The sequence below is a fragment of the Pantoea sp. USMM079 genome, assembly GCF_037153115.1.
In the GTDB taxonomy this organism is placed as follows: Bacteria; Pseudomonadota; Gammaproteobacteria; order Enterobacterales; family Enterobacteriaceae; genus Pantoea; species Pantoea communis.
The window spans coordinates 567,536-585,538 of the sequence record NZ_JBBCKX010000001.1 but is presented as its reverse complement, the minus strand read 5'-3'; the positions used below and the strand labels follow the sequence as shown (position 1 = coordinate 585,538).

The 18,003-nt window shown below is 49.4% G+C and carries 27 protein-coding genes; 20 read left to right on the top strand and 7 right to left on the bottom strand.

Translation table 11 applies throughout. The features are described from left to right. Window positions 1-63: 63 nt before the first annotated feature. Window positions 64-420 carry a nuclear transport factor 2 family protein gene (locus WFP70_RS02805; protein ID WP_337022515.1) on the top strand — a complete coding sequence of 119 codons (357 nt, stop codon included), beginning with the start codon at window positions 64-66 and terminating at the stop codon, window positions 418-420. A 16-nt stretch (window positions 421-436) separates the two neighbouring features. On the opposite strand, the gene WFP70_RS02800 is transcribed toward WFP70_RS02805, so the two are convergent. After that, window positions 437-973 carry a GNAT family N-acetyltransferase gene (locus tag WFP70_RS02800; RefSeq protein ID WP_337022514.1) on the bottom strand — a complete coding sequence of 179 codons (537 nt, stop codon included), beginning with the start codon at window positions 971-973 and terminating at the stop codon, window positions 437-439. A 280-nt stretch (window positions 974-1,253) separates the two neighbouring features. Beyond that, a complete protein-coding gene (gene arsH, locus WFP70_RS02795; protein WP_337022513.1) occupies window positions 1,254-1,952 on the bottom strand; it encodes an arsenical resistance protein ArsH in 699 nt (232 codons plus the stop codon). A gap of 85 nt (window positions 1,953-2,037) precedes the next feature. On the opposite strand from arsH, the gene WFP70_RS02790 reads away from it, so the two are divergent. The 5 genes from WFP70_RS02790 to WFP70_RS02770 all read left to right on the top strand — a co-directional run bounded on the left by WFP70_RS02790 (window position 2,038) and on the right by WFP70_RS02770 (window position 5,471). Further along, window positions 2,038-2,358: a transcriptional regulator gene (locus WFP70_RS02790; protein WP_337022512.1), complete on the top strand. Its 321-nt coding sequence runs from the start codon at window positions 2,038-2,040 to the stop codon at window positions 2,356-2,358. A gap of 42 nt (window positions 2,359-2,400) precedes the next feature. Continuing rightward, on the top strand, window positions 2,401-3,690 hold the full coding sequence (locus WFP70_RS02785; protein WP_337022511.1) for an arsenic transporter: 1,290 nt from the start codon (window positions 2,401-2,403) through the stop codon (window positions 3,688-3,690). A gap of 12 nt (window positions 3,691-3,702) precedes the next feature. Continuing rightward, on the top strand, window positions 3,703-4,128 hold the full coding sequence (arsC, locus tag WFP70_RS02780) for a glutaredoxin-dependent arsenate reductase (RefSeq protein ID WP_337022510.1): 426 nt from the start codon (window positions 3,703-3,705) through the stop codon (window positions 4,126-4,128). A 108-nt stretch (window positions 4,129-4,236) separates the two neighbouring features. Beyond that, window positions 4,237-4,839: a site-specific integrase gene (locus WFP70_RS02775; protein WP_337022509.1), complete on the top strand. Its 603-nt coding sequence runs from the start codon at window positions 4,237-4,239 to the stop codon at window positions 4,837-4,839. A 221-nt stretch (window positions 4,840-5,060) separates the two neighbouring features. Then, window positions 5,061-5,471 carry an ester cyclase gene (locus WFP70_RS02770; protein WP_337022508.1) on the top strand — a complete coding sequence of 137 codons (411 nt, stop codon included), beginning with the start codon at window positions 5,061-5,063 and terminating at the stop codon, window positions 5,469-5,471. Here the strand turns inward: WFP70_RS02770 and WFP70_RS02765 are convergent. Beyond that, window positions 5,468-5,884, bottom strand: coding sequence for a MarR family winged helix-turn-helix transcriptional regulator (locus WFP70_RS02765; protein ID WP_337022507.1), 417 nt, complete (start codon window positions 5,882-5,884; stop codon window positions 5,468-5,470). The genes WFP70_RS02770 and WFP70_RS02765 overlap by 4 nt on opposite strands. A gap of 445 nt (window positions 5,885-6,329) precedes the next feature. Then, the gene (locus WFP70_RS02760) at window positions 6,330-7,169 is read right to left on the bottom strand and encodes an N-acyl homoserine lactonase family protein (RefSeq protein ID WP_337022506.1); all 840 of its coding nucleotides are present in this window, start codon (window positions 7,167-7,169) and stop codon (window positions 6,330-6,332) included. Window positions 7,170-7,218: 49 nt separating this feature from the next. On the opposite strand from WFP70_RS02760, the gene WFP70_RS02755 reads away from it, so the two are divergent. After that, window positions 7,219-7,833, top strand: a complete 615-nt coding sequence (locus tag WFP70_RS02755) for a TetR/AcrR family transcriptional regulator (protein WP_337022505.1) — start codon at window positions 7,219-7,221, stop codon at window positions 7,831-7,833. 337 nt (window positions 7,834-8,170) lie between these two features. On the opposite strand, the gene WFP70_RS02750 is transcribed toward WFP70_RS02755, so the two are convergent. Together WFP70_RS02750 and WFP70_RS02745 are read right to left on the bottom strand one after the other, a co-directional pair. After that, on the bottom strand, window positions 8,171-9,766 hold the full coding sequence (locus WFP70_RS02750) for a DnaT-like ssDNA-binding domain-containing protein (RefSeq protein WP_337022504.1): 1,596 nt from the start codon (window positions 9,764-9,766) through the stop codon (window positions 8,171-8,173). Window positions 9,767-10,300: 534 nt separating this feature from the next. Beyond that, the gene (locus WFP70_RS02745) at window positions 10,301-10,525 is read right to left on the bottom strand and encodes a helix-turn-helix transcriptional regulator (RefSeq protein ID WP_337022503.1); all 225 of its coding nucleotides are present in this window, start codon (window positions 10,523-10,525) and stop codon (window positions 10,301-10,303) included. A 102-nt stretch (window positions 10,526-10,627) separates the two neighbouring features. Here WFP70_RS02745 and WFP70_RS02740 point away from each other — a divergent pair, with 102 nt between their 5' ends. From WFP70_RS02740 to WFP70_RS02725, 4 genes are all read left to right on the top strand, one after another. After that, the gene (locus WFP70_RS02740) at window positions 10,628-11,353 is read left to right on the top strand and encodes a LexA family transcriptional regulator (RefSeq protein ID WP_337022502.1); all 726 of its coding nucleotides are present in this window, start codon (window positions 10,628-10,630) and stop codon (window positions 11,351-11,353) included. Window positions 11,354-11,950: 597 nt separating this feature from the next. Then, entirely contained in the window at window positions 11,951-12,214 is a 264-nt protein-coding gene (locus WFP70_RS02735; RefSeq protein ID WP_337022501.1) for a hypothetical protein, read from the top strand. Between the two features lie 283 nt (window positions 12,215-12,497). Next, window positions 12,498-12,785 carry a hypothetical protein gene (locus tag WFP70_RS02730; RefSeq protein ID WP_337022500.1) on the top strand — a complete coding sequence of 96 codons (288 nt, stop codon included), beginning with the start codon at window positions 12,498-12,500 and terminating at the stop codon, window positions 12,783-12,785. A 183-nt stretch (window positions 12,786-12,968) separates the two neighbouring features. Next, window positions 12,969-13,241, top strand: coding sequence for a hypothetical protein (locus tag WFP70_RS02725; protein ID WP_337022499.1), 273 nt, complete (start codon window positions 12,969-12,971; stop codon window positions 13,239-13,241). A gap of 27 nt (window positions 13,242-13,268) precedes the next feature. Here WFP70_RS02725 and WFP70_RS02720 read toward each other — a convergent pair whose 3' ends face one another. Next, window positions 13,269-13,523 carry a hypothetical protein gene (locus tag WFP70_RS02720; RefSeq protein WP_337022727.1) on the bottom strand — a complete coding sequence of 85 codons (255 nt, stop codon included), beginning with the start codon at window positions 13,521-13,523 and terminating at the stop codon, window positions 13,269-13,271. 99 nt (window positions 13,524-13,622) lie between these two features. Here WFP70_RS02720 and WFP70_RS02715 point away from each other — a divergent pair, with 99 nt between their 5' ends. From WFP70_RS02715 to WFP70_RS02675, 9 genes are all read left to right on the top strand, one after another. Further along, a complete protein-coding gene (locus tag WFP70_RS02715) occupies window positions 13,623-13,769 on the top strand; it encodes a hypothetical protein (protein ID WP_337022498.1) in 147 nt (48 codons plus the stop codon). Window positions 13,770-13,771: 2 nt separating this feature from the next. After that, complete coding sequence (locus tag WFP70_RS02710; RefSeq protein ID WP_337022497.1) at window positions 13,772-14,008, top strand: ParE family toxin-like protein; 237 nt, start codon at window positions 13,772-13,774, stop codon at window positions 14,006-14,008. A 37-nt stretch (window positions 14,009-14,045) separates the two neighbouring features. Further along, window positions 14,046-14,654, top strand: coding sequence for a pentapeptide repeat-containing protein (locus WFP70_RS02705; protein ID WP_337022496.1), 609 nt, complete (start codon window positions 14,046-14,048; stop codon window positions 14,652-14,654). 39 nt (window positions 14,655-14,693) lie between these two features. Continuing rightward, entirely contained in the window at window positions 14,694-14,918 is a 225-nt protein-coding gene (locus WFP70_RS02700; RefSeq protein ID WP_337022495.1) for a hypothetical protein, read from the top strand. 206 nt (window positions 14,919-15,124) lie between these two features. After that, complete coding sequence (locus WFP70_RS02695; protein WP_337022494.1) at window positions 15,125-15,562, top strand: pentapeptide repeat-containing protein; 438 nt, start codon at window positions 15,125-15,127, stop codon at window positions 15,560-15,562. Window positions 15,563-15,621: 59 nt separating this feature from the next. Further along, complete coding sequence (locus WFP70_RS02690) at window positions 15,622-15,807, top strand: hypothetical protein (protein WP_337022493.1); 186 nt, start codon at window positions 15,622-15,624, stop codon at window positions 15,805-15,807. Next, window positions 15,804-16,097: a host nuclease inhibitor GamL gene (gene gamL, locus WFP70_RS02685; protein ID WP_337022492.1), complete on the top strand. Its 294-nt coding sequence runs from the start codon at window positions 15,804-15,806 to the stop codon at window positions 16,095-16,097. Before WFP70_RS02690 ends, gamL begins: the two co-directional genes overlap by 4 nt. Beyond that, the gene (locus WFP70_RS02680; RefSeq protein WP_337022491.1) at window positions 16,094-16,921 is read left to right on the top strand and encodes a PD-(D/E)XK nuclease-like domain-containing protein; all 828 of its coding nucleotides are present in this window, start codon (window positions 16,094-16,096) and stop codon (window positions 16,919-16,921) included. The genes gamL and WFP70_RS02680 overlap by 4 nt, the downstream gene beginning before the upstream one ends. After that, window positions 16,911-17,996, top strand: a complete 1,086-nt coding sequence (locus WFP70_RS02675) for a RecT family recombinase (RefSeq protein ID WP_337022490.1) — start codon at window positions 16,911-16,913, stop codon at window positions 17,994-17,996. Before WFP70_RS02680 ends, WFP70_RS02675 begins: the two co-directional genes overlap by 11 nt. Window positions 17,997-18,003 lie beyond the last annotated feature (7 nt).

The following is an 18,003-nucleotide window of genomic DNA, read 5'->3' as shown; positions in this document are numbered from 1 at the left end:
AGTTGTAAAAGAACTGTTATGATAAATATGATCGTCAGACATAATCACTCGAGGATAAGCATAATGCTTTTAGAGAAGCTCAGATGGCTGGAGTGTAGCCTTCACGGCGACAGGCGCAACGACCGTCAGTGGCTTGAACTGATTCTTCATCCTGAATTCCAGGAAATCACCCGGTCAGGCGTTATGGTTGACCGTTCAGATACCATTACGTCGTTGTTAAGCGAGAACACTCCATCTCATATTCTCAGTAGCGATTTTCGACTCACAGAAATGGGGTACGGCTGCGCCATACTTCATTACCGCACGTTTAACATTGATGGCAACTGTCCCGCATTGCGTTCCACAAGCTGGCTGTGTTCGAATGAAGGCCAGTGGACTCTGGTGTTTCGCCAGGGAACGCCAGAAATGGGCAAAGTGTAGTGAGTTTAAGAATTAATCAGGAGTGAGCTGCCATCCACTCATTCCGAGTAATGTGGAACATGAGGCTTGATGGCAATCCTTCAAAGTCTGCTACCTTTTTTAAAAATTTAAGCCCCGATTTTTCCAATACCTTCCTCGAAGCAAAGTGGTCTTCTCTAACGACACCCACAATTTCCTCCAGCCCGACCTCATCAAATCCAAATCGTATCGCCCTTATGGAAAGCTCTGTTGCATAACCTTTACCCCATGCATCAGGTTCGAATCGGTATCCAAGATTGTTTGTATTTCTTCCATCGAACTGGCTGCAAAATACGCCACCAAATCCTATAACTCGATTAGGATTCGATTTTTCAAAAACAGTCCAATCACCAAAACCATGCTTTTCATATATGCTCAACGTTCTTTCCAGCATATCTTGCGAAGATTCAATATTTTTATGTGGGCCACGTGGGTTGAACCTATGTGTTTCGGGATTCCCATATATCCTGAATAAATCGTTCAGATCTTCACGCGTGGTATAACGGAATAATAAACGTTCAGACTCCCAAACCATTGAGTAATCTCCCTATCACTTTGTAAGTATCGAACTGTTAACAGACAAAGTTAATCTAGTAAAAAACTAAGTGCAATAGCCTGTTATAGTTCGCAGCTTCTCACTGAAATATGGGGGGCCAATATCTCGCTCCGAGATATGGCAATTTCAGTGTTCGTTACAACAATGAGTAACTTCTGCTTTTCGCTCAAATCCGCCCTTCGCTTGCCGGCACATCCGCTCCTTACCAAAAGCGGACGTTGTTGAGCTCATGCAGTTTTAATTCATGAAGAAAGGTAAGTTAAATTTTTTCCTGGTTCACACGGGATGAAAGCTCTTTATAGCTCTCTTTTCGCTCGCTGTAACGATCTGCAAGGTAACTGGTTTGCCCCTTGAGCAGCAGCGTAATTTTAAATAGTTCCTCGGCAACATCGACGATACGATCGTACCAGGACGAGGGTTTCATGCGTCCGTTCTCATCAAATTCCTGCCAGGCTTTCGCCACAGAGGACTGGTTGGGGATAGTGAACATCCGCATCCACCGGCCCAGAATGCGCATCTGGTTCACCGCATTAAATGACTGAGAACCGCCGCAAACCTGCATTACTGCAAGTGTCTTGCCCTGAGAAGGACGAACCGCGCCTTCACTTAGGGGTATCCAGTCGATTTGTGCCTTCATAACCGCGCTCATCGCCCCATGCCTTTCCGGGGAACTCCACACCATCCCGTCACACCATCTGACCAGACCGCGCAGCTCGGTGACTTTAGGGTTCGTGTCCGGCGCATCATCTGGCAGGGGTAAACCGGAGGGGTTAAAGAGTTTCACCTCCGCGCCCATCGCCGTCAGCAGGCGACCTGCTTCCTCCGCGGCAAAGCGGCTGTAGGAGCGCTCCCTTACAGAGCCATACAGGATCAAAATCCGTGGCGGCTCCTGCAGGTGGAGGCGTTCAGCGATGTCTTGATCAAAACATTTAATGTTCAGAGCAGGAAATTGTTCCATCTTTCTCCTCCGGAGAGAACAGGTGATTTCAAAATGTATACATATGATTTACCATATATGTATTCTAAAGGGAACGGAGTGAAAAATGCTACAACCTGTTCAGCTTTTCAAAATCCTGTCGGATGAAACACGGCTCGCCATTGTCATGCTTCTCCGCGAGGCCGGTGAACTGTGCGTCTGCGATATCTGTGCGGCCACCTCCCAATCGCAGCCAAAAATCTCGCGACATATGGCCATACTTCGCGAGGCTGAACTAGTTCTTGACCGCCGCGAAGGCAAATGGATCCATTATCGCCTGTCACCACACATACCGGCGTGGGCAGCGGAGACAATCACGGCATCCTGGCTGTGTCTGCGGGATGATGTTCGTGAATGGCTGGACAAATCAGCCTGCACCTCCTGCTGAAGCAGGGACACATTTACATAATCATATATAATGGAGCCTGAAATGCTTTTGGCGGGGAGTATATTTTTACTGACGCTGGTACTGGTGATCTGGCAACCCAGAGGCCTGAGTATTGGCTGGAGCGCGAGTATCGGGGCTGCGCTGGCTCTGGTAACCGGTGTGATCCATATCGCTGACATTCCCGTTGTCTGGAATATTGTGTGGAACGCGACTGCAACATTTATTGCGGTGATCATTATCAGCCTGCTGCTCGATGAGTCGGGCTTCTTTGAATGGGCTGCACTGCATGTCTCCCGCTGGGGTAATGGGCGTGGTCGCCTGCTGTTTACTTGGATAATATTGCTCGGTGCTGCTGTTGCTGCGTTGTTTGCCAATGACGGTGCAGCACTCATACTGACGCCGATTGTGATTGCGATGCTGCTCGCACTGGGATTCAGCCAGGGCACGACTCTGGCCTTTGTCATGGCCGCAGGATTTATCGCAGATACGGCCAGCCTGCCGCTCATTGTTTCTAACCTGGTGAATATCGTCTCGGCTGACTTCTTCGGTCTGGGCTTTACGCAGTACGCCTCTGTGATGATCCCCGTGGATGTGGCAGCGATTGCGGCCACGCTGGTCATGCTGCATCTTTTCTTTCGCAGGAATATTCCGGCGACATATGACGTCTCGCTGCTAAAAACGCCCGCCAGTGCAATAAAGGATTCGGCAACCTTCAGGGCGGGCTGGATTACCCTTTTATTGCTGCTTGTCGGTTTCTTTGTTCTGGAACCGCTGGGGATCCCGGTCAGTGCGATAGCGGCTGCTGGCGCAGCAGTGCTATTTGCGGTGGCGAAAAGAAGCCATGCCATCAATACAGGGAAAGTCCTGCGCGGTGCACCCTGGCAAATCGTTATTTTCTCGTTGGGCATGTACCTGGTGGTCTATGGCCTGCGCAATGCTGGGCTCACGGAGTACCTGTCTGGCGTGCTGAACCTGCTGGCAGACAAGGGGTTGTGGGCAGCGACGTTCGGCAGCGGCTTCCTGACAGCATTTCTCTCATCAGTGATGAATAATATGCCGACGGTGCTGATTGGCGCGCTGTCAATTGACGGAAGTTCGGCGACCGGCGTCGTCAAAGAGGCAATGATTTATGCCAACGTAATTGGTTGCGATTTAGGCCCGAAAATCACCCCGATTGGCAGTCTCGCTACCCTACTGTGGCTTCATGTACTGGCACAGAAAAGTATGACCATTACATGGGGATATTACTTCCGCACCGGCATAATTTTGACTCTGCCCGTGCTGTTCGTCACCCTGGCCGCGCTGGCATGGCGGCTCTCTGTCACTTTGTAATGAGATATTGAAATGAGTAACATTACTATCTATCACAATCCTGCCTGTGGCACCTCACGTAACACGCTGGAGATGATCCGTAACAGCGGTAACGAACCGACCATAATTTACTATCTCGATACGCCTCCGACCCGCGATGAGCTGATTAAGCTTATTTCAGATATGGGAATGACAGTACACGCCTTGCTGCGTAAGAACGTTGAGCCTTATGAACAGCTGGGGCTTGATGAAGACAAATTCACTGACGGGGAGTTGATAGATTTTATGCTTCAGCACCCAATTCTGATCAACCGACCTGTAGTCGTGACGCCGCTTGGTACACGTCTTTGCCGCCCCTCAGAAATTGTGCTGGATATTCTACCTGAAGGTCAGAAAGGCGCTTTTACCAAAGAGGATGGCGAGAAGGTTATTGACGAAACGGGGAAGCGGGTTAAGTAATCTATTCACTTCATATTATCGGATGCCTGTTTACGCTGTGTGGGCGTCCGCTCCTCGCTCATAAGGGATAACCATACTCAAATCTCCCACATTGCAGGAGATTTGAGTATGAACACGTCACCGTGGAACAAAGACCGTATCATTGGCCAAAAAAGACCACTTCAGATATCTCATATCTGGGGGATCCGAATCCGGCTTGAACTGGAAGGTAAAACGCGCGCTTTAGCTCTGTTCAATATGGCCCTGGACAGTAAGCTTCGAGGCTGTGATCTGGTCAAACTCAAAGTATCTGATGTGGCATATGGTAGCTTGGTTTCAAGCAAAGCAACGGTGTTGCAACAGAAAACCGGTAGTCCTGTGCAATTTGAGATAACCAAAGGAACAAGAGAAGCTGTTGCTGCATTGATAAAGCTTGGCAATTTGCACAGTAAAGACTTCTTGTTCCGGTCTCGGGTCGGAACTAATCAGCACATATCAACCCGACAATACAACCGACTCTTTCATGGGTGGGTAGAAAAGCTTGGTCTCGAAGATTCGCTTTACAGCACACATTCCATGAGAAGAACAAAACCTTACCTGATCTACAAGAAAACCAAGAATCTTCGGGTGATCCAACTTCTGTTAGGCCATAAGAAACTGGAAAGCACAGTCCGTTATCTGGGCATTGAAGTCGATGATGCGTTAGAGATCTCTGAATCGATTGAAGTCTAAGGTTGTCAGGGCTGCAACAGCAGCCCTGTGCCAGGAGCGGACATTGCTAACATTCTATCTACATTAACCAGTGGGAGCACATCAAACACAACCTGCTCTAATTCACAGTAAGCAGGTCAAGTCGGGGCCAACTGCTCGTGAGTCTGCGCACAACATGCCTAATCCTCAAGATTTACCTAAGTTATATATACAGTCTAACTGTATATTTTCGAGGGCCGATTATGATTGATCAGAACAAAATAGTGGTGCAGGATTTTAACAAGCGGGTGATAGAAGAAGGCAATCGCGAGGCCTTTGAGAAATTGGTTGCGGAAAATTTTGTCAATCGCTCTGCACCATTAGACGCAGTCAGAGACCGAGAAAGTTTATGGCATACTTTTGAAAATATCCTCAGACCTGCACTCGCTGATTTGAAGGTGAATATTGAGCTTCAGATAGCAGAGTGCGATTGGGTAACCACGCGCAAAACTTTAACAGGAGTGCACAAAGGCGAGTTGCTTGGCGTGCCTGCTACTGGCAAAAGTGTTTCTATCACCGTTATTGATATGGTCCGCATTGTTGGAGGTCAATACGTTGAGCATTGGGGACTCAACACGTTAGGGCATGTGGTGAACCAACTAAAACAAAGTTAAAGCAGCTTACGCAGTACTGCCATACCTTTTCTAAGATCTTCATATTCTATCTTATCTAACTTATTGATGATCCGATTATCAATATACTCAGTGCGCAGCGCCCGAGCATCATCAAGCATTTCTCGTGCGCTTTCACTCAGTACAATCAACTGTACTCGGGCATCAGAGAGGCTGATTTGCCGCTGAACCAACCCTTGATGCTCAAGCTCGTTTATTACTAAACGCATACTTTGATGTTTTACCCCCCTCAGACGAGCCAAGTCACTGATTGAAAGTGCTTGATGAGTATCAATTAGGTCTAATGTTTCAAGCTGCGAAGTTCGTACAGTGCCAGTTGCGACTCGAACATTGCGTACTACTGCGCTAAGGATTTGGCGTATCTCATTAGCAAGTAATTGAGTTTCAATCGTCAAAGGGTTAGTTCCGTGGTAAAAAAGAGGCAAAGGATAAATTATTTTGTGAGTTTCACTTAGGCAAGTATAAAAGCATCTGAGCTTACCTATTGGTTCGCAAGAAAAGCGGCGATTATCACTGCTTCTCGCTCAATATTCGTAACCAGCAAGCGCATACCCTGAATCACATCAGAGTGTAATTCTCATGGTAAGAATGACTATAGATCGCTCACTGCTGTCCCTGGGCTCTGTGCCCAGGCTGTGTAAAAACGATTTAAGCTTGGGACATGAACGCAAAAGAGGCCGACGCCAGCGCTTTTACGTAAGATCTGCATCATCTTTCTATGCAAATTTTCTAAACGCGTGACCTTCTGTCAGCAATCAGAGTTTTCACACAGCCTGTGCCAATAGCGGACATGCCCTTGTGGCATCTGCATTTTTGGAACAGAGCCACATGAGAGATCAACTATTTGCGGGGAATGGTGAATATTTTCTGTTCGAGCCTTTTTGCACTATCAAGATCATGGGCAAACTGGGTAATGGTTGGTTTACGTATACATAGCTCGCGCATTCTGCGGGTTGAGTCATGATGTAACTTTGCATCAACTGCGACACCATCAATGTGACCTTCCAGCATATAGCTTTCGTGGTACGAAGCATCTCCAGCGATCAATACATAGTGAGCGCCTGCATCTACAACTACTGACTGGTGGCCAAGGGTATGTCCTGGCGTGGGAACTATTCTTACTGTGCCGTCGTTTGTTACTGCCATACTTCTTTCAAAACTCTCAAACGGACCGTCATCATGTGTGGTGGTGGTGGGTTTAAACCATTTTGGGTAATGCATGTTAAGGAAACCTTGTACTGGCCCATTCCATGCGAGAGCATCATGCGCTTCTTTTTGGCTCAGGATAATCTCACTGTCAGGAAAGTGACCGATTCCTCCTGCATGATCGCCATGCATGTGCGTCATTATTACCCATCTGACATCCCGGGGATTGAGTCCAATCGACTGAATTCTAGAATTAACTTCTTCTTCAGGTTTAACCCATCTTCTTTCGCACTTCTGCATAAATGGGTGCCACCAGGGCTGATACCCGGGATCATTCGTGTGTGAGCTTTCGCCAGTATCCACTAAGATAAGCCCTTCCGGATGTTCAATAAGCCAGCAACCAATCGGGAGGCGAGGACTCCAATCTTTGTCTGTCAAAACATCAACTACCCGTGCAGGACGAGCCTTGTAACGTGCCAGTTGATGCCGGCTTTTTATCTGGACATCTCCGGTTTGCAGGCAATGTATTTTCATGTCATTCTCTTAAAGCAACAAGTGTTGCATTAAATCTTAGGCTTTGATCATGATGAGAGCAACACCTGAAGAAAAAGAATCACTCGACGCAGTAAAAGAGAGAACGGGTGGACGCAGTGCGAAAGTCAGGGAGGCGGTGTTGCAGGCTGCCCAGCAGATACTCATGGAACAAGGGGCAAATGCATTATCTCACCGCAACGTGGCGCATCTTGCCGGGGTGAATGCTTCGACGGTCTATCGTCGATGGCCTCACAGAGCGAGATTGATTGCTGATGTGTTCAGAAGTGTAGCTGAAAACATGGTCACAATCCCTGACAGTGGCAGTCTGGCACTTGATTTGTATGCTTTTTTGCAGAGGATAACCACCATGCTTTCTTCATCAGAAGGCAGAAAGTTAGTACAAGGCGCTATCAGCGCGACCTCGTCGGGTGACGGTATGGTTGAATCTGCAATTCGGGATGTCTGGGAGCAAAGGTTTCATCAGGCAGAGGTGATGTTCGAGCAGGCAGTACTGCGCGGTGAAAGTGGCTACGAGGGGCAGCGGAGAATCATACTTGAAACGCTTATTGCGCCCGTCTGGTTCAGAATGCTGATTACCCAAGAGCCTGTTAATCAGGAATATCTGGTTGCAAATATCAGCCGAGTTTTAGAGCAGATGTCTTGATCCCGGTTTTTTATTAAGCCTAAACTCGGGATGATATAGCTAGCTATTTTTGAGATAAGACAGATTAAAGACCCTTTCAAAAAGCAGCAGTATGTCCGTTCTTCGCTCAGGCTGTGTGAAAACCATTTAAGCTTGGGATCTAGACGCAAAAGAGGCCGACGCCAGCGCTTTTACGTAAAATTTGCATCATTATCTATGCAAATTTTCTTAGATATCGTCTAAACGCGTGACCTTCTGTCAGCAATCAGAGCTTTAACACAGCCTGCGCTCACAGCTGACCTTCCCTCGATGGGCAAATATCAATCCGTAGCGGTCTCACATGTACCCCACAACCACCCTACCCACCCCAGAACCCCTCAGGTATGGCGTAGTCCATGCTAGAGACGACGGTGAAGTCCTGCCGTTTGCCCTTCTGCCGGGGCAGTCGCTTTCGCCCTTTCGCAATACAGCGGGCCAGTTTGTTTTCCCACTGCCGTTGCGTGTGCTCAACGCCCTCTTCCGACCAGTATGTGATGAATTCGGCAATTTCTGCGGGTGACGGTTCATCTGACAGTTCATGCCCGCATTGCCTGGCGATGTTCACAAATTCCCCCGAAGGTTGCCATCCTGCCGCCATAGCGAATTTCCCTGCGGTTTGGCTCTGACACTGACCACGCCGCGAACCAGATGGCGGGGTGTCGCGGCTAACACAGATGGCCTCGCTTCCCTTGCGCCAAAGCGTCACGCTCTGCGTCACGTTGAACAACGCATTGAACCGGGATGACGTCGGGCAGTGGAGAATTTCTGCCAGAGGCTTGTCAGTGCTTTGGTGGGTTTGAGTTGCCAGCGGCGTGGATGAACCTGTAGTGATTTTGGGTTTAAAAAATTCCGCAGGGCTGTGGATAACCTCGCGCGCGGTGTGTGTTTTATTTAATATTTTATTTATATATTTAGATCTTAAAAAACAAAAACGGGTGTGCGCGCGCGAAGGTATAACACGCGAGGGGAAACCCGATCCCGCGTTCTCGCGAATACCCGGCGTGAAGCGGTCCGTGACGCCTGAACCATCGAGCGTTACGGTGTCTGTTACGCCCTGCGTGACGCCCAAATCACTGAGCGTTACGGTGTCCGTTACGCCTCGGGTGATGCCAGAATTACCGGGCGTTACGGTCTCCGTTACGCCCTGAATGACGCCTGAATCACTAAGCGTTACGCGATCCGTTACGCCCTGCGTGACGCCAGAATCACTTAGCGTTACGGTGTCCGTTACGCCCTGCGTGACGCCTGAATGATCGAGAGTGACATTCTGCTTTCTGCTTGGGGAGCAACGCGAATTTTGCTGTGACGAAAGGCAACTGACTATCATCGTTTTTCCTCCCATTTCCACAGTGCCACAGCTAACAACTTCCCCATCTTCATTTTTCTTCACACACGTTCTAACCGATGAAGAATCATATTTATAGGTCCCGTCTTTTCCAGGCTCGCCCAAGACTGCCGTAATACCCTTTATGATTAAGCTCTTGATCTTCAGGCTCCGCCTGTAACGCTGCTGTCGAAGAGCGCCCGGGGACTTTTTTACTGCACCTTCCTGTGCCGTTTCATTCAGCCCAAAGAGCGTAATCCGCTTGGCCTTCTTGTCATAATGGGCAAGCCCTGCTGCCACCATGGCCTTACCGAAACCGGGATAATCAGCCAGCATGTCCAGATAGTTCAGTTCTGCATTTTCAAAGACACCATCAGACCCATACTCAATAGCCGTCGTCCAGATGGTTATCAGTGAGGCAATGGCTACCGCGCGCGAAATACTTCGGGTGATCAGTGGAGACTGATGTTTGCCAAAAGTGATCTTCAATCCTTCGCCGCCGTCTGGTGGATTCTCAATGAAAGCGGCGAGTTGATTGACACGTGGATGGTTCTTCAAAGATGAAGAGAGATTGATGCTCAGGCGTGACATGCTTCGGCCTCTCAAATTTTGGTGAGGTTTACACTGCCGGAGCCACCCGGCATAATAGATTTGGCTTAAGTCAAAGCTAAGCTGTTCTGCACTAAACCCCGGTACTGTTGCTGCAGTCCGGGGTTTTCTCTTTGGTGCGTTCCAGCTCGAACTCGGCAAACTGGATGGCCACAGTGAGTAGCCACCGGTACTGCTCGAGTGGCACCTTCATCTCCCCATTTAAAACAAAGTCCTCTACCCCACTTGCTGCCAGGGTCTCCATGATCTCAGGGTACTTCTCAGTGCGCCTAAGGATAGTGGAATCGGCCACGTTTAGGCGGCGAGCTACTTCAGTCTGACGCGTTTTGATAAGCGCTTTGTGTGCGGAGGCAAGCAGATGACGACTTGTTATAGTGAATCTGTCGATCTTGCGTGTTTTTGCTGATTCCACTTATTAATGTCTCCTGCTTGATTTGAAATTATTGAGTAAGGTTTTAAATCATCAAAAGCTATGCTGTCTTCAAAAGACAGTCTTTGATATAGAACTGTCCATGCTTAATCCATTGGTAATCCATCTTTTTCATTCGGATAATCATCGCTGTTGAGCTCATGGGGGGTTACAAGCCAATGAGTTGCCGCAGACCAACGGATAGCATTTTTTCCCTTTGGCTTGTATTTGCCGCTTAGGACCTGACTAACATAGCCTTGGCTGACCCCGACAGATTTTGCAAAATCAGCCTGCCTTACGTGATATTGCTCCAAATATTGTTCCAGCTTCATTGTGCGCTCCAAATCATTACCCACCAATATTAGTGCTACTGATTATGATTTTCAATAGCGCAGCTATTTGCAAATTATTAGTGCTGCGAATAAAAATAAGCAATGAAAAAGAAAAACTTACTCACTGATGAAGACAAACTCAAAGCAGATCGTTTGAAAACGGTTTGGAATGAGAAGAAAAAACTACTTGGTTTAAGCCAAGAAGTTGCGGCTGGGAAATTGGGCTTTAGCACTCAAGCAGCTATCAGCCAATTTTTGAATGGAAAAATACCTTTAAATATAGAGAATGTGCTTAAGTTTGCGGAGCTTCTTGAAGTTCCCCCCGAAACTATAGATCCTGCGATCGCTTCACTACTACACCCTGTTCGAATTGCTGAAAGGGATAAAAACCAATTTAAAATCAATGAGGTGAATAAATATCCTCTATATGATGTTGAACAAATTCTTCGTTTGGTCAAATTAGGCTATGTGGGTCACACAGAGCAGTATGTGACTACAGCTCATCAGGCCAGTGAACGATCCTTTTGGCTAAAAGTATCTGGGCACTCAATGACTGCCCCACAGGGTGTAAAACCAAGCTTTCCAGAGGGCGTTTTAATACTTGTCGACCCTACTGAGAGGGTCACTGCAGGGAATTTTTGCGTTTCAGCACTATCTAATTATGATGAGTTAACCTTCAAAAAATATGATCGCGATGCAGGAGAGAGTTACCTAGTTCCACTAAATCCGGCTTATCGTACACTTAAATGTGACCATTCTGTTCAAATCATTGGGAAAGTTGTTCATGCCATATGGGCAGATACTGTCTTCAACTCTACCCCCAAGTAAATTCCAATTATAATCAGGTGGTTAGCTTAACTTAACTACCTGATCAAAACCTCACGCGAAAAAAAAATCAACTTTATAAGTATCACTATTGACTAAATATATTAGTGGCACTATTGTTAGCTAAGCTGAACGGCACAGCATACTGTCGGGCGGGGGGAGTGCACTAGCGCGAGACCCCGAAGTGGCAAAACCCACCTTCTTCTCGACAAATGAGATGGCATTCGTCCGTGCCATTTCCTTTGTTGAAGGAGGTTTTATGAAGAAGCAATACCTTAGATGTCCGATCTGTGGCCGTATCTTCAATCCCTTAATCCCTTATAAACACATCAAAGAGTTTCACCCCAATGCGGTTGATGGCGAACTCATACTCATTCGAGATGCCCGCCGAAGCTGCTTCGGGAAGGATAAACCCCAAAAACAACGATCAACACTCCTGTCTGACCATCTTCCGGGTTCACCTTCGAAACCGGCTGTAAAGGTAACGGCGCGATAGCCGTTCATCCCGAGCACATAGCGCTTTTGATTTTGATGATTTGCCGCTGCTTTCAGCGGCCCCCTATAACCCGCCATTCGTGGCATCACCCTTCGGAGTGCACTATGCAACACCGCGAAGCCGCTGTACGCCTCACTCAGACCGTCCAGACCATTACACGTGAACTGATCGAGTCAGTTACCTATCTGTACGCCTATCGCAAAAAAGATGAAATCAGTGAGAAGGAGTTCAATGACTATCTTGAAAAAACACAGCAGTTTGTTGAGAAAACCCTGGGAGAATTCGCCGAGCCGCTATATGAGCATCACCCGGATTTACGTGAGCATTGTTGCTCATGTGATATTCAACAAGAGAGCCAGTACGACTAATCCTGCCAACTCAATTTGTCAGGAAACTGAATAGCCAATCAGGCTATAACTGTTTCGTCAGAATCACTCCCTGACCCCTGTCCAGAGAAAGAAGCAGCACTAAGCCCAATCATTAGGGCAACGGTGCCAGAGAAGTTCCTGTGCGCCTGCTCCATTTTCCCGCCTCGTGCGGGATTTTTTTTGCGTATCAGAAATGCGCGCGAATTGACTCAATAGCATCAAGGCAGCAGATGGCAACTTCCTACTCATTTTCTCAGATGTCGGATTGATGGAGAAAGGCAAGATGACTAAACGCGCCTGCGGTATGCGAAAGCTGGGATGGAAATTGAAAATGCGTTACCTGCACTTTGCCCTTACAGGTAGCACGCAGTTGATGAAGCTGAACATCCGGTTTGCAAAATACCTTCGCTCAGTGCAAAGACATACGCCTTATCGCGGGATCAGAATGTTCGCGTCTGAGCTGCATCAACACTATCTTGGCGTATTTATTTACCTGGCAAAATTCCATTGTGATATCTCTCTTCGTCTGGAAGAGATGTCTCAGCAAAGCTCTGAATTTATTGATGATTGACCAAAACCCTGCTCTACCTGGATGGATTATCTGTCCTGTTTACAACGGTTTCAGGCCCGGCCATCACAGCTTCTTAAGCGGGTAAACAGTTAACAATCAAGTTGGGCTCAAAACCCAGCTTCTTCGCCCGCTGTAGCCAAAATAATCACCAATCATTCCAGCCCAAACGAAAGGAGCGGCACCATGAAAATGCTTTGCGCATTGTTTCATCACAACGGGTTCATTATTCAGGCGGAAGGCCATGAGGACTTTTGGGTGTTACTTGGCCGCCAGATTGGGTGGGGGAAGTTTTGCCGGGTGACAGAACCTGAGGCCATGGACAGCACCGTTTCGCGTTTTGAATTATGTGAATTACGCCCGGCTTCCGGGCCCGTTCCTTATCCCGTCTTCTCGGATGCCAATGTTTTATGGCACCTGGAGGAGGCCCGAACCGTGCTGAATTCGCTTAAACGCTGACACCGACTATCAGTCACGCTTCATATTTCAATGCCTGTCGGCGATTTCTTCCACCAGCACCAGTGGGCAGCTTTTCACTTTGCAGGCCTGCTTGTAAGCCATCGCGCAGACGTGACAGTAATCGTGATCGTCCGTTGCGTATTCATATTCCTGAAAATAACGAAACTGCCCTTCCGTTCCGCGTTTACGAACGAACTGCTGCCCTTCCATCGCCTCATCCAGCGCACGGAGTGTCAGAGCAGAAGGGTTATTAAAGCCAATCTTGATGCGGAATGTCGTCATCACATGATTATTCATCAGGCGTACGCAGACCGATACACGTTACTGATTCTCATACTAATAGCTGATGGTTATCGACCAGGCGTCTCTGGAGAGTTCTTCATGATGTTCACCCGCTTTCGAAACGTCTGGCGCTTCACCTTGTGTGGCCTGAACGTCGTCAGAGTTTTTTCAGATTTCAACATGGGCGTGGAATGGGCTTTCACGCTAAAGATTGCCGCTGCCTGCGCAGCTGATATGGAGAAGTAGCCATGAAAAACCAAAGCGCCCCACAGCGGGTCTATATGCGTGCACTCTGTCTGGTGAGGCAGTGGCGTCAGGGGAAAATTCGCCCCAGGCGCACCTTCCGTCACGGTTACCTCTCCATCAGCGTTACGCACTACTGGCGGCTTCTCTCCAAAGACGAGGGACAGCACTGGGAGTTGTTGAGTCACGCTGAATATGACCACCACCTTCGGCGACGCTTACCCCTTAAATCACACCGCTAACACCCTACCTTTCCGTGATTACCGACAGGAAAACAACATGCACACTGAAAATCTCAATCTTCATCTTGAGGCACATCGCCGCTGGCTGACGTCGAAAGGCGCAGAAGGTGAGCGGCTTATTTTACAGGGCGTTAATTTATCGCAGGTGAATCTTCGCGGCGCTCAGCTTGAAAGGGCAAGCATTACAGGCAGTGACTTTTTCAACACGGACCTGAGCCACGCTAACCTGCGGGGTGCCAGTCTGCACAGATGTGATTTTCGTAAAACCATCCTCAGGGGAGCACAACTTAGCGGTGCTTCGTTAAGGGGAGCTCTGTTTTCCTTAACCGATCTCAGCTACACAGACATGCGAGGGGCAGATCTTTTCAGTACCGACCTTCGTGGAGCCTGTCTCAGGTCGGCTCGGTTACCTGAAGGCACTTGGCTTATCTCCGGCGAAATATATGACATACAGATCACCAATGGTTCATTACTGCGAGTGGGATGTGAAGAGCATCCTGTCTGGGACTGGCGCTCGCTCAACCGCGAAGAGGTGTTGTCCATGGATGGAGAACGTGCGCTGAAGTTCTACCCGCGCTTACTCACGTTACTTGATTGCCATCTGGGCCAGGGCGAACGCCCTGAGTGGCTGATGCGCACGCTCTGATTTCGTTTTACTCCCACCGTTATCCTCAGGAATGATCGAATGAAAATCACTCATATTATGCATGGCGAACAATCGGTGCTCGTCATTCGTAGTTCCCTTTTGCACCTGCTTAAGCATGCTCGCGTCGCAGGCGCGGCGCTGGATGCAGCCCCCGATGCGGAAGTGGCAACCACAGGTGTGTTTTGGTTAAAAACTGTTTTAACCGGGAAGGCTTCCGACATTGAAGAAGCTCGTAAAGCGGCGCGGCTGGAGGAGATGCATTAAATGTTACCACTCTATATCTGCCTGCTCCTGAATGGCGGCACGCTAACAAGGCCGCCACCGTCACCCCCACCCTGTAGTCATGTCAGCGTATCGACTTGCGAACGCTACCCAATACGAAGGACATATTTCTACCCTGGAAAAGGCCTGCTGGTTAATCACCGCGGGCCTTTTCATTTTTATACACCTATCCCTCAAGGAGAACACCCATGAGTCCCTCTCAACTTGACAACATTTTAGAACAACACCAGCGCTGGCTCAGCTCTCATGGCCAGTACGGTCAACGGGCTGATTTAAGTATGGCGGATCTGCGTGGTGCCACGCTCAATGATGCCGACCTGCGTCTGGCCGTGATGATTGGAGTCCAGCTGCAGGGCGCGACGCTGAATCAGGTCCTGCTTCAGGGAGCCGTTCTCGCGTTTGCAAATCTCAGCGGTGCTAAATGCCTGCATACCAATCTGAGCCACGCCAGACTGATAGCGGCCAATCTGCAAAATGCAGATTTGACGACGTCCGTTCTGCGGGGCACGGACCTGCGAGATGCACGGCTGGAAGGCGCTCGTCTTCCCAAACCTGAGCCAGAAGAGAAAAACCACGTGGTGATCGTTGAAGTCACCCTTATCCGGAAGGATCCCACAAGACACTGACGCTTTCCCGATCACCCGTGATGTTTAAACAGCCTTAATCCCCCCCTGGAGCCTTACCCATGATGAATCAAAACATCAGGGGCGATGCCGCGCGCGCGCGGCCTTTTCACCCCATCCGTGATATTGAGTTCAGTCCAGGCAACACCCTCAGCAGTGCCAGTTTTACTCAACGTCGCCCTTTACCTCTGCTGCAGCTGCTTGTCGAACAGTTGATTGGCGCTATTTTCGGGGAGACGAAGTCATGACTCCGTATGTTCATCTCGAGAGACGTAAACAGGCACTTGACGCTGAAGAACAGGCGGCAATTGAAAAGGAGCAGTGGATCGATGACGAAACCGAGCGCCTGATGTGTCAGTTTCCCGACCAACTCGCCGATTTCCGACACGGCCGACAACCTCAGGACGTGATGAAATGCTGCGGTCATCGTGACGCGGACGAGCATTATCGCGATTTTATCTGGCACCTTGCCCACCAGCAAGCGGCTGACAACTACGACCTGCAGATCCTGCTGGGCTGGGAGGAACCTGTCTTATGAAACCGGGCATCTATCATGACATCAGTAACGAGGCGTATCACTCTGGTCCCGGCGTGAGTAAATCCCAGCTGGACGATATTGCTCTCGACCCATCGGTCTACATGTGGCGCAAGTATGCCCCCGTCGATGAGGAGAAAACCCGGGCGCAGGATATGGGCAGCGCACTGCATTGCATGCTGCTTGAGCCGGAAGAGTTTGAACGTCGTTTTATCACGGCACCCGTCTTTAACCGTCGGACGAACCAGGGAAAAGCGGACGAACAGGCCTTTCTCGACGAAGTCAGTGGCTCAGGTAAAACCGTCATGGACGCGGAGCAAGGGCGAAAACTGAAGCTCATGCGAGATAGCGTGCTTGCCCACCATGCCTCCCGCTATTTACTCGAATCAGAGGGGCATTGTGAATCATCCATTTACTGGACAGATGAAGAGACCGATGAGCTGTGCCGCATTCGGCCTGACAAGTTTCTCACCCGTGCGGCGACGATAGTGGACGTGAAAAAAGTCTGTGATATGCACCGATTCGATCGCCATATCGAAGAATTTCGTTATCACGTCCAGAACGCCATGTACCAGGAGGGTTTTTACCAGCACTTCGGTGAGCGTCCCTTGTTCGTATTCATTGCAGTAAGCGAGAGCATTGACTGCGGGCGTTATCCGGTACGCATCTTCCGACTCAACCCTTACGACGTTGAAGTCGGTCACTCTATTTTCCGACAGAACCTCATGACCTTCCACAAATGCCGCCTCAATGAGGACTGGGGTGGCATTGAAGAAATCAACCGCCCCGAATGGGCAAGAAGAAAGGACCCACAATATGACTACTGAATTAACCCATCTGCCTGAGCCACCCCATGCCTCAACCGGAACGGCGGCAACCATTTTTAGCCCGGACGCCCTGGACAAACTGCTGCGCTTCGCAGAGGTCATGGCAAGTGGTCGTGTGACCGTTCCATCGCACCTTTCCGGTAAACCGGCCGACTGTCTGGCCGTGACCATGCAGGCCACTCAGTGGGGCATGAACCCATTTGCGGTGGCACAAAAAACCTTCGCCATCAACGGGATCCTGGGCTATGAAGCGCAGCTCGTGAATGCGGTCGTCACCACCATGGCGCCGACGCGCGATCGCCTGCATTACGAATGGTTTGGCAACTGGGAAAAAATCATCGGCAATTTCGCTGAGAAGACATCCCCCAAAGGCAACAAATACATCGCACCCGCATGGCAACTGGCGGATGAGGCGGGTTGTGGTGTCCGCGTCTGGGCCACCATGAAAGGTGAAAGCGAACCGCGAATTCTGGAACTGCTCCTCTCACAGGCACAGGTGCGTAATTCAACGTTGTGGGCAAGCGATCCAAAACAGCAGCTGGCGTATCTGGCAGTCAAGCGATGGGCACGCCTGCACTGCCCGGATGTCATCCTTGGCGTTTACACGCCTGACGAACTGGACGAGGTGCGCCCGCCTGAACGTGATGTCACGCCCACCGACGTGGCGGATTTAAACGCGATCATTAATCAGTCAGTAAGGGAGGCAAAATCGCAACAGCTGCCGTTGAGCACACCGGCACTGGGTAGCGGAGACACAGAGGACAATGCGGCCCACATTCAGGCGGCAGCGCCTACGTCAGAGGTCAGCAGCGCGAAAGAAGAAGCCAAGCCCAACACCGAAGCCCCCTCATCCATTGCTATCGCAAAACATACGCGCACCCCCGAAGCGCTACTGGCTGATTTCAGTGAGGCGGCCATGAATAAGCCTACGGTTGCAGAGCTGAAAAAGTGTTACGAGTATGCCGCCAAAGTCCTTAAAAAGTATCCGGAACTGCTGGATAAGGCGACGGAGGTCTACCTCATTCGAAAAGCAGAACTGGAAGAGGCGGCCGCGGCTGCAAATGAACAGTCCTGAGACCGTG

What these genes read in the sequence shown, in the direction of transcription:
- WFP70_RS02805 (WP_337022515.1), top strand. Translation starts at nt 64, where the DNA reads ATGCTTTTAGAGAAGCTCAGATGGCTGGAGTGTAGCCTTCACGGCGAC.
- WFP70_RS02800 (WP_337022514.1), bottom strand. Translation starts at nt 973, where the DNA reads ATGGTTTGGGAGTCTGAACGTTTATTATTCCGTTATACCACGCGTGAA.
- arsH (WP_337022513.1), bottom strand. Translation starts at nt 1,952, where the DNA reads ATGGAACAATTTCCTGCTCTGAACATTAAATGTTTTGATCAAGACATC.
- WFP70_RS02790 (WP_337022512.1), top strand. Translation starts at nt 2,038, where the DNA reads ATGCTACAACCTGTTCAGCTTTTCAAAATCCTGTCGGATGAAACACGG.
- WFP70_RS02785 (WP_337022511.1), top strand. Translation starts at nt 2,401, where the DNA reads ATGCTTTTGGCGGGGAGTATATTTTTACTGACGCTGGTACTGGTGATC.
- arsC (WP_337022510.1), top strand. Translation starts at nt 3,703, where the DNA reads ATGAGTAACATTACTATCTATCACAATCCTGCCTGTGGCACCTCACGT.
- WFP70_RS02775 (WP_337022509.1), top strand. Translation starts at nt 4,237, where the DNA reads ATGAACACGTCACCGTGGAACAAAGACCGTATCATTGGCCAAAAAAGA.
- WFP70_RS02770 (WP_337022508.1), top strand. Translation starts at nt 5,061, where the DNA reads ATGATTGATCAGAACAAAATAGTGGTGCAGGATTTTAACAAGCGGGTG.
- WFP70_RS02760 (WP_337022506.1), bottom strand. Translation starts at nt 7,169, where the DNA reads ATGAAAATACATTGCCTGCAAACCGGAGATGTCCAGATAAAAAGCCGG.
- WFP70_RS02755 (WP_337022505.1), top strand. Translation starts at nt 7,219, where the DNA reads ATGATGAGAGCAACACCTGAAGAAAAAGAATCACTCGACGCAGTAAAA.
- WFP70_RS02750 (WP_337022504.1), bottom strand. Translation starts at nt 9,766, where the DNA reads ATGTCACGCCTGAGCATCAATCTCTCTTCATCTTTGAAGAACCATCCA.
- WFP70_RS02745 (WP_337022503.1), bottom strand. Translation starts at nt 10,525, where the DNA reads ATGAAGCTGGAACAATATTTGGAGCAATATCACGTAAGGCAGGCTGAT.
- WFP70_RS02740 (WP_337022502.1), top strand. Translation starts at nt 10,628, where the DNA reads ATGAAAAAGAAAAACTTACTCACTGATGAAGACAAACTCAAAGCAGAT.
- WFP70_RS02735 (WP_337022501.1), top strand. Translation starts at nt 11,951, where the DNA reads ATGCAACACCGCGAAGCCGCTGTACGCCTCACTCAGACCGTCCAGACC.
- WFP70_RS02730 (WP_337022500.1), top strand. Translation starts at nt 12,498, where the DNA reads ATGACTAAACGCGCCTGCGGTATGCGAAAGCTGGGATGGAAATTGAAA.
- WFP70_RS02725 (WP_337022499.1), top strand. Translation starts at nt 12,969, where the DNA reads ATGAAAATGCTTTGCGCATTGTTTCATCACAACGGGTTCATTATTCAG.
- WFP70_RS02720 (WP_337022727.1), bottom strand. Translation starts at nt 13,523, where the DNA reads ATGACGACATTCCGCATCAAGATTGGCTTTAATAACCCTTCTGCTCTG.
- WFP70_RS02715 (WP_337022498.1), top strand. Translation starts at nt 13,623, where the DNA reads ATGATGTTCACCCGCTTTCGAAACGTCTGGCGCTTCACCTTGTGTGGC.
- WFP70_RS02710 (WP_337022497.1), top strand. Translation starts at nt 13,772, where the DNA reads ATGAAAAACCAAAGCGCCCCACAGCGGGTCTATATGCGTGCACTCTGT.
- WFP70_RS02705 (WP_337022496.1), top strand. Translation starts at nt 14,046, where the DNA reads ATGCACACTGAAAATCTCAATCTTCATCTTGAGGCACATCGCCGCTGG.
- WFP70_RS02700 (WP_337022495.1), top strand. Translation starts at nt 14,694, where the DNA reads ATGAAAATCACTCATATTATGCATGGCGAACAATCGGTGCTCGTCATT.
- WFP70_RS02695 (WP_337022494.1), top strand. Translation starts at nt 15,125, where the DNA reads ATGAGTCCCTCTCAACTTGACAACATTTTAGAACAACACCAGCGCTGG.
- WFP70_RS02690 (WP_337022493.1), top strand. Translation starts at nt 15,622, where the DNA reads ATGATGAATCAAAACATCAGGGGCGATGCCGCGCGCGCGCGGCCTTTT.
- gamL (WP_337022492.1), top strand. Translation starts at nt 15,804, where the DNA reads ATGACTCCGTATGTTCATCTCGAGAGACGTAAACAGGCACTTGACGCT.
- WFP70_RS02680 (WP_337022491.1), top strand. Translation starts at nt 16,094, where the DNA reads ATGAAACCGGGCATCTATCATGACATCAGTAACGAGGCGTATCACTCT.
- WFP70_RS02675 (WP_337022490.1), top strand. Translation starts at nt 16,911, where the DNA reads ATGACTACTGAATTAACCCATCTGCCTGAGCCACCCCATGCCTCAACC.